At 68.1% G+C, this 14,549-nt stretch carries 16 protein-coding genes; 9 read left to right on the plus strand and 7 right to left on the minus strand.

The window, feature by feature from the left end:
• The first annotated feature begins 139 nt into the window (after nt 1–139).
• Nucleotides 140–1,105: a Bug family tripartite tricarboxylate transporter substrate binding protein gene (locus O6P37_RS18715; protein ID WP_269895660.1), complete on the plus strand. Its 966-nt coding sequence runs from the start codon at nt 140–142 to the stop codon at nt 1,103–1,105.
• 8 nt (nt 1,106–1,113) lie between these two features.
• On the opposite strand, the gene O6P37_RS18720 is transcribed toward O6P37_RS18715, so the two are convergent.
• From O6P37_RS18720 to O6P37_RS18740, 5 genes are all read right to left on the minus strand, one after another.
• On the minus strand, nt 1,114–1,911 hold the full coding sequence (locus O6P37_RS18720) for a DUF1206 domain-containing protein (protein ID WP_269895489.1): 798 nt from the start codon (nt 1,909–1,911) through the stop codon (nt 1,114–1,116).
• Nucleotides 1,908–2,351, minus strand: a complete 444-nt coding sequence (locus O6P37_RS18725) for a hypothetical protein (protein WP_269895490.1) — start codon at nt 2,349–2,351, stop codon at nt 1,908–1,910. Before O6P37_RS18725 ends, O6P37_RS18720 begins: the two co-directional genes overlap by 4 nt.
• Nucleotides 2,348–2,761 (minus strand): hypothetical protein, encoded by a 414-nt coding sequence (locus O6P37_RS18730; protein WP_269895491.1) that lies wholly within the window; start codon nt 2,759–2,761, stop codon nt 2,348–2,350. Before O6P37_RS18730 ends, O6P37_RS18725 begins: the two co-directional genes overlap by 4 nt.
• Nucleotides 2,762–2,863: 102 nt before the next feature.
• Nucleotides 2,864–3,043 carry a DUF6131 family protein gene (locus O6P37_RS18735; RefSeq protein ID WP_264014541.1) on the minus strand — a complete coding sequence of 60 codons (180 nt, stop codon included), beginning with the start codon at nt 3,041–3,043 and terminating at the stop codon, nt 2,864–2,866.
• Between the two features lie 52 nt (nt 3,044–3,095).
• Entirely contained in the window at nt 3,096–3,269 is a 174-nt protein-coding gene (locus O6P37_RS18740; RefSeq protein ID WP_264014540.1) for a CsbD family protein, read from the minus strand.
• 304 nt (nt 3,270–3,573) lie between these two features.
• On the opposite strand from O6P37_RS18740, the gene O6P37_RS18745 reads away from it, so the two are divergent.
• The 7 genes from O6P37_RS18745 to O6P37_RS18775 all read left to right on the plus strand — a co-directional run bounded on the left by O6P37_RS18745 (nt 3,574) and on the right by O6P37_RS18775 (nt 9,348).
• Nucleotides 3,574–4,314 (plus strand): TetR/AcrR family transcriptional regulator, encoded by a 741-nt coding sequence (locus tag O6P37_RS18745; protein ID WP_269895492.1) that lies wholly within the window; start codon nt 3,574–3,576, stop codon nt 4,312–4,314.
• Nucleotides 4,315–4,484: 170 nt separating this feature from the next.
• Entirely contained in the window at nt 4,485–4,865 is a 381-nt protein-coding gene (locus O6P37_RS18750) for a hypothetical protein (protein WP_269895493.1), read from the plus strand.
• A 105-nt stretch (nt 4,866–4,970) separates the two neighbouring features.
• Nucleotides 4,971–5,690 carry an MgtC/SapB family protein gene (locus O6P37_RS18755; protein WP_269895494.1) on the plus strand — a complete coding sequence of 240 codons (720 nt, stop codon included), beginning with the start codon at nt 4,971–4,973 and terminating at the stop codon, nt 5,688–5,690.
• Nucleotides 5,691–5,770: 80 nt separating this feature from the next.
• Nucleotides 5,771–6,112 (plus strand): DUF1622 domain-containing protein, encoded by a 342-nt coding sequence (locus tag O6P37_RS18760; protein ID WP_408633209.1) that lies wholly within the window; start codon nt 5,771–5,773, stop codon nt 6,110–6,112.
• A gap of 111 nt (nt 6,113–6,223) precedes the next feature.
• Nucleotides 6,224–7,120 (plus strand): SDR family oxidoreductase, encoded by an 897-nt coding sequence (locus tag O6P37_RS18765; RefSeq protein WP_269895495.1) that lies wholly within the window; start codon nt 6,224–6,226, stop codon nt 7,118–7,120.
• A complete protein-coding gene (locus O6P37_RS18770; RefSeq protein WP_269895496.1) occupies nt 7,120–8,013 on the plus strand; it encodes a DMT family transporter in 894 nt (297 codons plus the stop codon). The genes O6P37_RS18765 and O6P37_RS18770 overlap by 1 nt, the downstream gene beginning before the upstream one ends.
• A 90-nt stretch (nt 8,014–8,103) precedes the next feature.
• Entirely contained in the window at nt 8,104–9,348 is a 1,245-nt protein-coding gene (locus tag O6P37_RS18775) for an MFS transporter (RefSeq protein ID WP_269895497.1), read from the plus strand.
• A gap of 11 nt (nt 9,349–9,359) precedes the next feature.
• Here the strand turns inward: O6P37_RS18775 and O6P37_RS18780 are convergent, their stop codons facing one another.
• Nucleotides 9,360–10,568: an acyl-CoA dehydrogenase family protein gene (locus O6P37_RS18780; RefSeq protein ID WP_408633204.1), complete on the minus strand. Its 1,209-nt coding sequence runs from the start codon at nt 10,566–10,568 to the stop codon at nt 9,360–9,362.
• Entirely contained in the window at nt 10,531–11,733 is a 1,203-nt protein-coding gene (locus O6P37_RS18785; protein ID WP_269895499.1) for an acyl-CoA dehydrogenase family protein, read from the minus strand. The genes O6P37_RS18780 and O6P37_RS18785 overlap by 38 nt, the downstream gene beginning before the upstream one ends.
• A 351-nt stretch (nt 11,734–12,084) precedes the next feature.
• On the opposite strand from O6P37_RS18785, the gene O6P37_RS18790 reads away from it, so the two are divergent.
• Nucleotides 12,085–14,343, plus strand: a complete 2,259-nt coding sequence (locus tag O6P37_RS18790; RefSeq protein ID WP_269895500.1) for an NADP-dependent isocitrate dehydrogenase — start codon at nt 12,085–12,087, stop codon at nt 14,341–14,343.
• Nucleotides 14,344–14,549: the final 206 nt, after the last annotated feature.

Raw genomic sequence — 14,549 nt, forward strand, 5'->3', positions numbered from 1 at the left:
AGGCGGGGAAATCCATCGAAGCATCGACCGCAACGCGCGACTTTCGTGTACAGCTTCTGGGTGGGCTCAGCTCTCAGCGACTGAACGCGCTGGCTGCCGGCCGCGACACTCGAGCTAGGAGCATCCCCCCGTGAAGATCATGCACGCCATCGCCGCTGTGGCGGCCTCGACGCTGGTGCTGACCGGTTGTCAGGACGCCGAGTCGGCCCCAGCCGCAGACGCTTACCCGACCGGACCCGTCACGATGACGGCCGGTGCCAACCCCGGAAGCGGGTTCGACCTCACGATCCGCTCGGTCGTCGACGCGCTGCAGAAGGAGGGAATCGTCGAGGTTCCGCTCCCGGTGGAGAACCGGCCGGGAGCGAGCGGCGCGGACTTCCTGACAACCATGGTCGAGCAGGACAAGGGCAGAGGCGACCAGGTCTCCGTCACGTCGCTGTCGATCATGATGAACGAGCTGCGCGGCGTGTCGAAGTACGGGTACGACGACGTCACCATGATCGCCCGTCTGATGACCGAGTACTACGTCGTCGTCACCGCTGCGAACTCACCGTTCACGAATCTCGGCGACCTCATGACCGCCATCAAGGCGGATCCAGGTCGTGTCCGAGTTGGCGCCGCCAACGACGACCAAGCACCCTTCGACCTCCTGGTCTCGGCGGCAGGCGGCGACCCGTCGACCATCGAGTACGTCACCCAGGAGGGAGGCGGCGACCAGAACGCCGCGCTGCGTGACGGTGCCATCAGTGTGGCGATCGGCGGCGTCAGCGAGTTCGTCGGCCAACTCAAGTCAGGCGAGCTCGTGGCGCTCGGTGTCCTCGCCGAGAACCGGCTGCCCGGCGTCGAGGCGCCCACCGCACGGGAACAAGGGCTCGACGTCACGCTGTCGAACTGGCGCGGCCTCTACGGTCCACCGGCCATGCCCGAGGTTGCCGTCGCGTTCTGGCAGAAGGCGCTCGGTGAGATGGTGAAATCGCCCACCTGGCAGCAGATCTCGGAGCGGAACCAGTTCACCACCACCTTCATGACCGGCCAGGAGTTCTCGACCTTCCTGGCCGACACCCAGGCGGACGTCAAGGCCGCACTCGGCGAAGCGGGTCGCTGACCAGGCCGCTACATCTTGGTGTAGCGCGCCATCGCGAAGCTGTACAGGCCATAGGTGATGATCCCCAGGCCCGCGACGATGAGAAGGAGCGCTCCGAAGGGCTGCGCTCCGAGTGTCTTGAGTGCGCCGTCGAGTCCGGTGGCCTTGCTGGGCTCGGAGAAGCACGCGGCGATGATCACCAGTACCCCGGCGCCGGCGATGACGAGGCCTTTCGCGACGTAACCGATGACACCGAGTCGCCGCACCAGATCGCTGGCGTTGCCATTGAGATCGTCGAGGAACTTGCGGCCCGCTCCCTTGTAGACGTGGTAACCACCGACGGCGGCGATGACGATCCCGGCGATCACCAGGAGGACGGTGCCGCCGCCGGTTTGCATGAGCCGGGCGCTCAGGCCGATATTCTGGTCACCGGTGGATTTCCCGGCACCGCGGGCGAATCCCAAAGTGGAGTATGCGAATCCGAAATAGACGACGGCCAGCGCGAACGCCTTCACCCGGTCGACGCTTTCCAGCATGGCACTTTGGCGCTTCGGGTCGGTGGAGCGGCCGAGCAACGTTTCGGCGATCCGCCACATCGCCATGATCGCGAGCGCGACCACCGCGACCCAGAGCGCGACGATGCCGCCTGGCTTGACCGCCAGAGCCGACAGGGCACCGGATTGGTCGGCGGTGCCGCCGGTACCGAGCGCGATCTGAATCGCCAGGTAGCCGATGACGATGTGAAGCAGCCCGCTGACAACGTAGCCGGTCCGGGCGACGCGCTCGAAGACGCTGTTCTGGGCGATGTCCGCCAACGTGCCTGTCACACCGCACTCACCGCATGAGTGTGAGGGCACGCTCCAAGGGCCGAGTTGGCTTCGCTGATCACTTTCTGACGTCGCGACTCTTCCGCGGCGACCGCATCCCGGGCGTGGTCGGCCGCAGCCTGGGCGGCGTGGGCGTCAGCTGAAGCGGTGGTCAGCAGATCGTGGAACTCCGGCAACCGGTCCTGCACGTCTTCGACGGTGGTGTGGGTGGCGATCATCTGCGACGGGTCATCGGCTGACACCTCGAGTCCGATCGATCGGTGCACCTCGAGTTCGTGCATCTCGTAATTCGTCAGGGGTCGGCACAGTTGCAGCAGCACGTCGTAGCGGGGGCTGTCCTGTGGTGAGAGTTCGAGTTTGACGATCTTGAGGTGACTCGCCGGCAATTGCTCCTGTCCGGGCGTGGCAGCCGCCGACGTGTTCGGGTGCGCCGGGGTCATCGGGACCCGGCCGCGGGTCGCGTCTCGTCGTTGGTGGCCGCTTCGCGGCTCTGCGGCGCAGGGGAGGCTGGATCAAGGGCGTCGGCACGCTCGAACTGTTGGTTGAGGTCATCGCGAGAGGTGGTCGCCTCGTGACGATGACCGGCGGCCTGCTGCTGCAGTCCCTTCGCCTGGGCAGCTTTGACATCGGCCTCGGCCTGAGCGGCGCGGGCTTTGGCCGCGGTCTCCTCGGCGCGCGCTTCGCGCTGTGTGACGTGCCGGTCCTCTTCTCGGGCTTGGCCGCGGATGTTCTCCGCTTCGGTATGGCGGTGCTGATCACGCTTCTTGCGCGCCATCCAGGCAAGAGCCGCGAGGAGCAGCAGTGCCACGAGCGCGACGACGACGATCAAGACGATGGTGTTGGTGTCCATGTTCATTCCTTAGGTCGATGAGGTGAAGAATCTGCTCACAGGTGGCGCAGAAGTGTTTTCTGACAGTCGGTTTGCTGTGCGAAAGCTGCCGTGCGGCTGGTTTCAGTAGTAGTGACGTCGACCGCCGACCGCGTGTCCCATCCGTCCCACCACGAGCAGGATCAAGCCGACAACGAGAAGAAGTATCCCGATCACCAACAGGATCTGGGCGAAGGCGAAAGTCGGGACCAGGCTTGGAAGCAGGAGTCCGAGGACGATGAGGACGATTCCGAGAACGATCATGATGTGGACCTGATTTCTGACGAGATGTGTAGGAGGACAGACCAGGAGGAGTTCATCGCTTGAAGACGTCCTTCAGCTTTGCCCCCGACTGTTTGGCATTGGCCTTCGCCTGTTCCGCGCGTCCCTCGGTGCGTAGGCGGGTGTTCCCCACGGCGCGTCCGAGGATCTTCTTGGTCGCACCCCTTGCGGCTTCGGCCTGATGGGCGATCGTCTTACCGATGGTCATGGTGTTCCTTCGTGTGGTGTTGCGGACCGGCGCCGGTCATGGGCCGGCTAGGGGTGGCTGCGACCGCGTCGGCTGACGCGGTGACGGGCTGCTATGCGTGCGGTCTCGTGTTCGCGATCCGACGAGTCGGCGGTGGGCGCCGGTCACGGCAATCGTGAGAACGATCAAACCGATGACGATCATGTGGCGCCTCAGACTCTGTGGAACTCCAGTACACACCTGCCCAGCTTCAGTGTCAACAGCGTTGACCCACACCGTTGGTCTATGGTGTGGTCACAGGTCAGAGCACGTGGAGGTGCAGGCGATGGCTGGACGGTTGGATCGCACGGACGGCGGGCACAACGGCAGGCACCCCACGGGTATCGGGGCCGACGTGCGCGCTGCACCCATTTCGCGCGATCTCATCCTGCACACCGCGCTGGCGATCCTCGACCGCGACGGTGAGAGCGGACTGTCCATGCGCCGCCTCAGCGAAGCGCTGAACCGGGATCCGGCAGTGCTCTACCGCCACGTCCCGAACAAGGGTGCTGTGCTCGACGGTGTCGCCGAGATCCTCTTGAGTCAGCTCGCGGTGGACCGCAGTGATCCTGACTGGATAAATCAATTGCGTTGTGTCGCGCACGAATACCGTCGACTCGCTATGGCGCACCCCAACGCGGCGACGCTGTTGGTCACCCGACCGCTGGCCACCCCGCTCGGACAGCGGTCTCCGGGAATGTTGCGTCCTCTCGAAGACGTACTCGCCCTGCTGACATCGGCTGGATTCACCGGAACGGACGCGCTCCACGTCTACCGGGTGCTCTTCGGCTACCTCCACGGCCACATCCTCGACGAACTGCAGGAGATCGTAGAGCGCCCCGAGGAAACCGACCACGTGCTGCGGTTGGGGCTGCACCGGTTTCCCGTGAATGAGTTCCCCAACCTGCGCGAACTCGCACCCGTCCTGTCGGCGTACGACGGGGCCAGTGAACTCGACCGTGGCCTCGACCTCATCCTCAGCGGGCTGACCACGACCCTCGTCACCACCGGCAGCGCGGCACCCTGACGACGAGCCGGCCCCGGCTCTTCTCTCTCTGCACGACCTTGCCGCGCGACCAGGAAACCCTTGCCTCGCACGGGAGAACTCTGGCCTGTGGGCGATTACGGACACCCCCCTGCGGCGAGCAACATTCTTCTCAGCACCCAGGCACCAGCCCCGCCCGAGAGGAACTCACCATGACCACTTCGAACACCCGCAAGCTGACCCGCTTCCGCTACGCGGCCACGATGCTCGGCACACTCGCCATCTTCGCCCTGGCCCCGGCCACCGCGAACGCCACCGACAACGATCCCGGCCCCGCCGGCAGTTGCAACTACACCGATGCCGACGGCCACAACATCCCGATCGACGACGGCCAGGACGTCATCGTCGACGGCAAGATCGTCTCTTGCCGCGGCGGATCCATCGTCATCACCACCGCCCCCAAGCGAGGCGCAGGCAACATCCGGCCCCAGATCGTCGAACCCGGCCTCGCGGTCGTCGAGCAGTCGCCCAAGCCGCCCAAGCAGCCGCGGCCGGTCACCCAGAATCCGCCGCTGGTCGCCGCACAACCCTGACATCCGCGCCGCCCACCCGGCCCGCCACCGAGAGGTGGCGGGCCGGCCGCGGTCACCGAGCGTGTCCTACGGCGGAAAGCCGCAGAAGCGGGGAAGATCGCAGGCATGCTGGCCCTCGAACTGCTGACCCGGGTCGGTCTGGCCACGGCGCTCGGCATCGCCATCGGCTTCGAACGCCAATGGCGGTCTCGGATGGCGGGACTGCAGACGATGGCGTTGGTCAGCATGGGCTCCGCGCTCTTCCTCATCCTCAGCGCCTACAGCTTCGACCAGGAAGGCGACCGGCTTCGAGTCGCGGCCCAGATCGTCTCCGGCGTCGGGTTCCTCGGCGCCGGCGTCATCATGAAGCACGGGCTGTCCGTCACCGGCCTCAACACCGCCGCCACCCTGTGGGCCACGGCTGCCGTCGGCGCGCTGGCCGGTGCGTGGATGTGGCGCGAAGCCGTTGCCGGCGCCGTCATCGTCGTCGCGGGCAACTGGTTCCTGCAGCCCCTCGGAACCCGGCTGGACCGGATGACCACCAAGGGCGGTCGCGACGTGACGCCGGCCGAATACCGGCTCAGCGTCGTGTGCGGCGCCCCGGTGGAAGCGGAGGTCAAAGCGCTGGTGGCACAAGCCCTGCCCGCACCGCACTTCCAGTTGCGGGCAGTGCAGTCTCTGCCGACGTCCACCGCCGACCAGACCGAAGTCCGAGCCGAATACACCACCGCCGTCCGTGACGACCCGTCCGCCGAGAACGCCATCCGTGCCCTGAGCGGGCAGGCCGGAGTGACGTCGGTGCGGTGGAGCCTGATCAACGAGCAGGCAGCCGACTGGTCGAAGTGAGGGCATGGGTGATCTGAGTGCGAATAGAGACGTTCTTCGAGCGGGCCACCCAGGTGTTCGAGGTGTCCGGTGTGTTGTCGATGGTGGTGGGCTTCGTGTTCGCCTTCGCGCTCGCCGCGGTCGTCTGGGCGCGAACCGGCAACGGCGGCCGCGCCTTCAAGACGCTGCGCAACTCGCTCGGCGGGGCGATCCTGCTCGGCCTCGAGTTGCTCGTGGCCGCGGACATCGTCAAGACCGTCACCTCGACGCCGTCTCTGACCGATGCGGCGGTGCTGGGGATGATCGTCCTGATCCGGACGGTGCTGAGCATCACCATCGAGGTCGAGGTCGACGGCGTCGCGCCGTGGCGCAAGGCCCTGACAACGGGCCCTCAGGTGCTGGCGCGGGCCGCCCGGGAGTCGACCCGACCCACGCAGCAATGACAGCGCTGTCCGCTTGCTGACCATTCAGTCAATTTGCTACGTGCGCAGCTCCCGCACCCTAGATTGTGGACGGACCCGGCTGCGGCGTGCCGGCCGGACAGGGGACCGACGGTGGCCAAGCCCGACCTCAGAAGAGCGATGCGGCTGGCGGGGATGCGTCCGCTGCCACATCTTCCTTCACGTCGTCCCGTGGATCTCGCCGGCAAGCGGATCTTGCTGACCGGCGCCTCGGCCGGCATCGGCGCCGTTGCTGCCGAGAAGCTCGCCGCCAGGGGAGCGTCGATCATCGCCGTCGCCCGCCGCGAACATCTCCTCGCCGAACTGGTCGACCGCATCACCGCCCATGGGGGCCGGGCCGTCGCCATGGCCGCCGACCTCGCGGACCTCGACCAGGTCGACCACCTCGTGGCCGAGGCCGGGCCGGTGGACATCCTGATCAACAACGCCGCCAGGTCGATTCGCCGGCCGCTGGCCGACTCGCTGGACCGCTGGCACGACGTCGAACGCGTGATGGCGCTCAACTACTACGCGCCGCTGCGACTCATGCGGGGGCTGGCCCCCGGTATGTGCGCACGCGGCGATGGCCACATCATCAACATCGCCACCTGGCGGGTGCTGCCCGAATCCTCGCCGCTCTTCGCCGTCTACAACGCGTCGAAGGCGGCACTCAGCGCGGTCAGTCGCGTCATCGACACCGAGTGGGGCCACGCGGGCGTGCATTCCACCACCGTGTACTACCCGCTGGTGGCGACCGCCATGATCGCGCCGACGCGCGCCTACGCCGGGCTGCCCGCGCTCACCCCGGAGGAGGCCGCCGAGTGGATGGTGACGGCCGCGCGCCACCGGCCCGTGCGCATCGCGCCCCGGAAGGCCCTCGCGTTGCGGGCCCTCGACGTCGTCGCGCCCCGCGCGCTCAACCACGTCCTCGAGCGCGAGACCAATCGGATGAACGCACGCACCACCGAATCCACCACCGCCACAGACATGCCGGCCCTGCGGGGGCAGTGATGCCGTCGGCGGCGGCCGGCACCGGATACCGGCCAGAAAACCTCCTGCTCGCAGCGGCTCTCACCACCGCGGCGTTCTTCTGTGTGGCAATGGTGGGTGCGCTGGCGAAAGTCTCGGGCGAGTACACCTCGACCGGCGTCCTGCTGCTCGCGCAGAACCTGATCTGCTTCCTGTTCATCGCCCCGACGGCGCTGCGGGGTGGACGGAGCGCACTGCGGACCGACCGGATCGGCATGCACATCCTGCGGGCGACGATGGGCACCGCCTGCTGGTATGCGCTGTTCTTCGCGATCACCCAGATCCCGCTGGCCAACGCCACCCTGCTGACCTACACCGCTCCGCTGTGGATGCCGTTGGTCGCCTGGTGCGTCACCCGGGCCCGCATCTCCGGGCTGACGTGGGCGGGCGCCGGACTCGGCTTCGCCGGGGTGCTGCTCGTCCTGCAGCCCCAGGGCCATCGCTTCGACACCGGCGAGCTGTCGGCTCTGGCCGGCGCCGTGTTCCTGGCCGTGGCGATGATGTCGGTGCGCTGGCTGGGGGCCACCGAGCCCGTCATCAGGATCCTGTTCTACTACTTCCTGCTCTCCACCGTGCTGTCCGTGCCGATCGCCGTCCTTGACTGGCAACCGATTCCCGGGCGGGCCTGGGTGTGGTTGGCCGCCCTCGGATGCGCGCAGATGGGCTCACAGGTCCTCATCGTGCTGGCCTACCGCTACGCGTCGGCGGAGAAGGTGGGCCCCTTCATCTACTCGGTGATCGTCTTCACCGCCCTGATCGACTGGGTGGTGTGGCACCACGCGCCGACGCCGGTGACCTACGCCGGGATGCTGCTGGTCATCGGTGGCGGCCTCGTCGCCGTCCGGGCGCGGGCCAGACCCGTTCCCGCCCCCTGACCATCCGGGCTGCGGGGGAGCGCCCCGCCACAGCGGGCAGACGGGATACTCGGTGGTGCTGCCGAGGTCTGCCCACGACGAAGGAAACCCATGAGCTACTTCCGCGAATTGCGGACCAACTGGCAGCCGCTGGCGGCGGCGACCGCAGGCCTCAGCGCCGGACTGAGTCTGAGCGCCTACACCAACGCCGCGATGGGACCACAGTTCCTCGCGGAATTCGGCTGGAGCCGCGCCGATTTCGCACTGACCGGCGTCATCACCCTGCTGACCTTCGTCTTCCTGCCCGTCTACGGGCGCCTCACCGACCTGTTCGGTGTGCGCCGGATCGCGATCCTCGGCGTGATCGGCCTGCCCGCCTGCTGGATCGGCTATTCGCTGATGTCCGGCCCGATCTGGCAGTACTTCGCGATCAACGTCGTGCTGATCGCGTTGGGCGTGACGACGACCCCCTCGATCTACAGCCGCCTCGTCGCCACCCGTTTCAAGGAGGCCCGCGGCCTGGCACTGGCGATCGCCATCTCCGGTCCGCCGCTGCTCGGCGCGATCGGCGTCCCCGCCGTGGAGGCCGTCAACAGCGCCTACGGCTGGCGGGTGGGCTGCCTGGCGATCGCGGCCGTCATCGCCGCGATCGGCGTGCTGGCCCTCATGCTGATCCCCGCCGAGGACCGGACGCTGCGCCGCGCCGCGCGAGATGCCAACACCCGCAACGACTATCGGGCGATCGGGCGGAGCCGGGTGTTCTGGATCCTGCTGGGGGGTGTGCTGCTGTGCAACCTGTACCACTCGGTGACCACAACCCAACTCGGCGTGATGCTGGGCGACTCGGTGCCCGCGGGCCAGGCGGTGGCCCTGCTGGTGTCCGTGTTCGCCGTCGCCGTGATCGTCGGCCGGTTCGCCTGCGGCATCGCCCTCGACCGGTTGCCCGCCCAGATCGTCGCGGCCGTGGCGATGGGACTGCCCGGCCTCGGCTGCCTGCTGATCGCGTCACCGTGGGACAGCTTCCCCGTCGTCGTGGTGGCGGTGTGCTGCCTCGGGGCGGCCTGGGGGGCCGAGGGGGACGTCATCGCCTACCTGGTGGCGCGTCGCTTCCACCTGACGATCTACAGCACCGTGCTCAGTGTGCTGTCGGCCGCCATCGGCGTCTCCTCGGCGCTGGGCGCCCTGATTCTGAGCCGGACACTGCAGGCCGCCCCGAGCTTCAACGGCTTCCTGACTTTCGCCGGCGCCGCCGCCTTCGTCGGCGGAGCGCTGTTCCTGCTCCTGGGTCGTCCGTCCACCGTGGTGGCCGGCCCGCCGGCCGACGCGACCGTCCCCTCCGACAGCGCTGAGCGCTGACGCCAGCCGCCTCAGCCCGCGGCGACCCGGACCACCCGGTCGGGCTTTGCGGGATCGAGCACCAGTTCGGCGATGCGCGAGCGGTGGTCTTCGGCGCTGCCCAGCAGCGCCGCATCGGTGGTGGCGCGCTTGAAGTACAGATGCGCCTGGTGTTCCCAGGTGAACCCGATACCGCCGAGCACCTGAATGGTGTCGGCGGCGATCCGGCTCAGCGCGGCCGAGGCGGTGGCCTGCGCGATCGCGGTGGCCAGGGCCGGGTCGTCGGACCCGTCGGTCAGCGCCCACACCGCGTGATAGGCCGTCGAACGGGCGTGTTCGGTCTCGACCAGCATGTCGGCCAACCGGTGCTTGACCGCCTGGAACGACCCGATCGGCCTGCCGAACTGCAGCCGTGACTTCGCGTAGTCGACGGCCAGATCGAGCAGATGCTGTGCGGCGCCGACCTGTTCGACGGCCAGCAGTGCCGCGCCGACGTGCAGGGCGTGCTGGATCACCCGGGGCGCCTCGTCGGGACCGGCGATCAGCGTGGCCGTCGCGTCTGCCAGTTCGACCGCCGCCTGCGGGCGGGTCAGGTCGAGCGTCTGCAACGGTGTGCGCGTCACTCCGTCGGCCGTCGTGTCGACCGCGTACAACCTCGGGCCGTCGGATCCGGTGGCGGCGACCAGCAGCACGTCGGCCGCGCCGGCGTCGACGACCTGCGGCAGCGTCCCGGTCAGTGCGTCGCCCTCGGCGGTGACCGTCACGGCGCCGGGGTCGAACACGCCGGCGCGGCCACCGACCGCGAACGCGGCGGTCCGGACGCCCTCGACCAGATCGGCCAGCAGGCCGTCACGTGCCGCCCCCGCCGACGCAGCAACCAGCGCGGGAACGGCGAGGTACACCGTCCCGAACAGTGGCCCGCACGCCAGCGCGGCGCCGAACTCCTCGACCGCCACCGCCTGATCAACCAGGTTGCCGCCCGCGCCGCCGTCGGACTCTGGCACCGACAGTCCCAGCACGCCGAGTTCGGCGCCCAGCCGTGACCACAGCTTCGGGTCGAACGGCGGGTCGGACTCCATCAGGGCCCGCACCGCCTGCTCGTCGAAGTGCTCGGCGCAGAACCGCCGCACCGCTTCGCGCAGTTGCCCTTGCTCGCCGGTGAAGGTGAACTCAGCTTGGTTCTCGGGCTGATCCGCAAGCTCCTCAGCCACGCGGGATCTCCTTCCACGGCATGCCGGCATCGGCACGCAGGTCGCCGGGCAGGCCGAGCACCCGCTCACCGAGGATGTTGCGCATCACCTCGGACGTGCCGCCCTCGATGGTGTTGGCCCGGCTGCGCAGGAACCGCTGCTGGAGCGGGCCCCGCCAGTCGGTCTCCTCGGCGGCCCGGCCGCCGTCCTGCATCCCGTAGCCGTGGTAGAGCAGCCCCTCCGGCCCCAGGAAATCCATGCACCACTGGTAGATGTGCTGATTGAGTTCGGCGCCGACGAGCTTGCCGATCGAGGCCTCGGGGCCGGGTCCGCCGACGGTCGCCGAGGCGCGCGAGCGCTCCGACGTCAGCCGCTGTGCCTCGGAGCGCAACCAGAGCTGGGTCAGCCGGTCCCGCAGCACCGGTGTCTGCCGCTCGGGCCGCGACGCCCACAGCGCGACCGCGTCGGCGATGGTGCCCGCGCCGCGGCGGCTGCCGCTGCCGCCGAGCGCGCTGCGCTCGTTCATCAGCGTGGTCATCGCGACCGCCCAGCCGTTCCCGATGTCGCCGAGGCGGTGTGCGTCGGGGATGCGGGCGTCGCTGAAGTACACCTCGTTGAACTCGGCGTGGCCGGTGAGCTGGCGCAGCGGCCGGGTCTCGACGCCCGGCGCGTGCATGTCGATCACGAAGTAGGTCAGGCCCTTGTGCTTGGGCACGTCGGGATTGGTGCGGGCGAGCAGCAGCCCCCACCGCGCGCGGTGGGCGAGGCTGGTCCACACCTTCTGGCCGTTGATCACCCACTCGTCGCCGTCGGGGACCGCCGAGGTGGACAGCCCAGCCAGGTCGGAACCCGCGCCGGGCTCGGAGAACAGCTGACACCAGATGTGCTCGGTGGTGGCCAACGGCCGCAGCCATCGCCGCTTGAGGTCGTCGCCGCGGGCGTGCTCGCGCACCGTCGGCGCCGCCATGCCGTAGCCCATCGGGTTAAGCCCCAGCGGCACCGGCCCGCCCGCGCCCTGCAGGATGCCGTCGGCGACGGCCTGCAGTCCGCGGGAGAGCCCCAGGCCGCCGAGCCCGTCGGGGAAGTGCACCCAGGACAGGCCGGCGTCGTAGCAGGCGCCCAGGAACTCGGGGATGGGCACGGACTTCGGATCGTGTTCGGCGACCACGGTGCGGGCGAGTTCGGCGACCCGCTCGGCCTCGGCGACGGTGCTCATGAAGTGCTCCTCCAGCGTGTCGGCTGCGGATTCGCGCCCGGCATGCGGCTGCGACCGCGCGCCCACTGTGACCGTACCGGCGGGCCGCGAACGCCCGACGGCCGACCGGGCGCGGTCGGCGTCGGCGAACTCCGCCCGTCGGCGCCGCCGGCAGCAGGTGCTGGATATCACGCCCGCACCGGTGACGGCAGCAAAGCATCGCGCTGCGCCACGTCGCGGCCACGGATGGCCGGTGCACTGTCGTCGTGCAGGGCACATCACACGGGAGGTGTGCGCGAGGCAATACTGGTAACCGCCGCCACAAGCGGACCGCTTCGCCACTGACCGAACTGACGCCGGGAGAACAGACCAATGAGCGCCGAGAAGCCGACCATCATCTACACGCTGACCGACGAGGCGCCGATGCTGGCGACCTACGCCTTTCTGCCCATCATTCGGACGTTCACCGAACCGGCGGGCATCAATGTCGAGACCAGCGACATCTCGGTGGCGGCGCGGATCCTGGCCGAGTTCTCCGACCGGTTGACCGAGGACCAGCGGGTGCCCGACAACCTGGCCACGCTCGGTGAACTCACCCACTCGCCGGACACCAACATCATCAAGCTGCCGAACATCAGCGCCTCGGTGCCCCAGCTGCTGGCCGCCATCAAGGAGCTCAAGGCCAAGGGCTACGACCTGCCCGACTGGGTGGGGGAGCCGAAGAACGACGAGGAGAAGGCGATCAAGGATCGCTACGCCAAGATCCTCGGTAGCGCGGTCAACCCCGTTCTGCGCCAAGGTAACTCGGACCGGCGCGCTCCGAAGGCCGTCAAAGAGTACGCCCGCAAGCACCCGCACAGCATGGGCCAGTGGTCGCAGGCGTCGCGTACCCACGTGGCCACCATGCGCGGCGGCGACTTCTACGCAGGCGAGAAGTCCATGACGATCGAGCAGGACCGCAAGGTCAAGATGGTCCTCGAGACCAAGAGCGGCGAGACCATCGTGCTCAAGCCCGAGGTCGCACTCGACGCCGGCGACGTCATCGACAGCATGTACATGAGCAAGAAGGCGCTGTGCGAGTTCTACGAGCGCGAGATGCAGGACGCCTACGAGACCGGCGTGATGTTCTCGCTGCACGTCAAGGCGACGATGATGAAGGTGTCGCACCCGATCGTGTTCGGCCACGCGGTCAAGGTCTTCTACAAGGACGCATTCGCCAAGCACCAGAAGCTGTTCGACGAGCTCGGCGTCAACGTCAACAACGGCATGTCCGATCTCTACGACAAGATCGAGCAGCTGCCGGCCTCGCAGCGCGAGGAGATCGTCAACGACATCCACGCCTGCCACGAGCACCGGCCCGAGCTGGCCATGGTCGATTCGGCCCGCGGCATCACGAACTTCCACTCGCCCAGCGACGTGATCGTCGACGCCTCGATGCCCGCCATGATCCGGCTCGGCGGCAAGATGTACGGCGCCGACGGACGCACCAAGGACACCAAGGCGGTCAACCCGGAATCGACGTTCTCCCGGATCTACCAGGAGATGATCAACTTCTGTAAGACCCACGGACAGTTCGACCCGACGACCATGGGCACCGTTCCCAACGTCGGCCTGATGGCGCAGAAGGCCGAGGAGTACGGCAGCCACGACAAGACGTTCGAGATCCCCGAGGACGGGGTGGCCGACATCGTCGACATCGACACCGGCGAGGTGCTGCTGAGCCAGAACGTCGAGACGGGCGACATCTGGCGCATGCCGATCGTCAAGGACGCCGCGATCCGGGACTGGGTGAAACTCGCGGTCACCCGTGCGCGCGAATCGGGCATGACGGCGTTGTTCTGGCTGGACACCGAGCGTCCGCACGAGGCCGAGCTGCGCAAGAAGGTGAAGACCTACCTGAAAGACCATGACACCGAGGGCCTTCACATCCAGATCATGCCGCAGGTGTGGGCCATGAGGTACACGCTGGAGCGGGTGATCCGCGGAGAGGACACCATCGCCGTCACCGGGAACATCCTGCGCGACTACCTGACCGACCTTTTCCCGATCCTGGAACTCGGCACCAGCGCCAAGATGCTGTCGATCGTGCCGCTGATGGCGGGCGGCGGCATGTACGAGACCGGTGCGGGCGGTTCGGCGCCCAAGCACGTCCACCAGCTGGTCGAGGAGAATCACCTGCGGTGGGATTCGCTCGGCGAATTCCTGGCCCTCGGCGCCTGTTTCGAGGACCTCGGCCGCAAGGCCGACAACAAGCGGTCGGTGCTGCTGGGCAAGACGCTCGACTCGGCCATCGGAAAGTTGTTGAACAACAACAAGAATCCGTCGCGCAAAGCCGGTGAGCTCGACAACCGGGGCAGTCAGTTCTACCTCGCCATGTACTGGGCGCAGGAACTCGCCGAACAGACCGACGACAAGGAACTGGCCGAGCACTTCGCCACCCTGGCCAAGACGCTGGAGGAGAAGGAGGACGCGATCGTGTCCGAACTCGCCGAGGTGCAGGGCGATGCGGTCGACATCGGCGGCTACTACTACCCGGACCGCGAGAAGACCACAGCGGTGATGCGGCCGAGCAAGACGCTCAACACCGTGCTCGAAAGCGTCACCGAGCAGCCGGTGACGGAGAAGAGCTAGCCGCGGTCTGCCGGGCGTTGCGCCACAGCGCTTCGGCGGCCACGGCGGGCACCTGCAGGCGGCGCGCGGCGTCCCGGGCGACCGGCGACAACGACTCGGTTAGGGGGGCCCGGCTCAGCCGGGCGGCCATCGCCCCGAGATGGCCGTTCCCGGCGGCCGGTGACGGTCGGGCCGCGGTGAATTCGCCCATCCATGCGGCGAGCGTG

The sequence above is a fragment of the Mycobacterium hippophais genome (genome assembly GCF_027529605.1).
Lineage (GTDB): Bacteria > Actinomycetota > Actinomycetes > Mycobacteriales > Mycobacteriaceae > Mycobacterium > Mycobacterium arseniciresistens.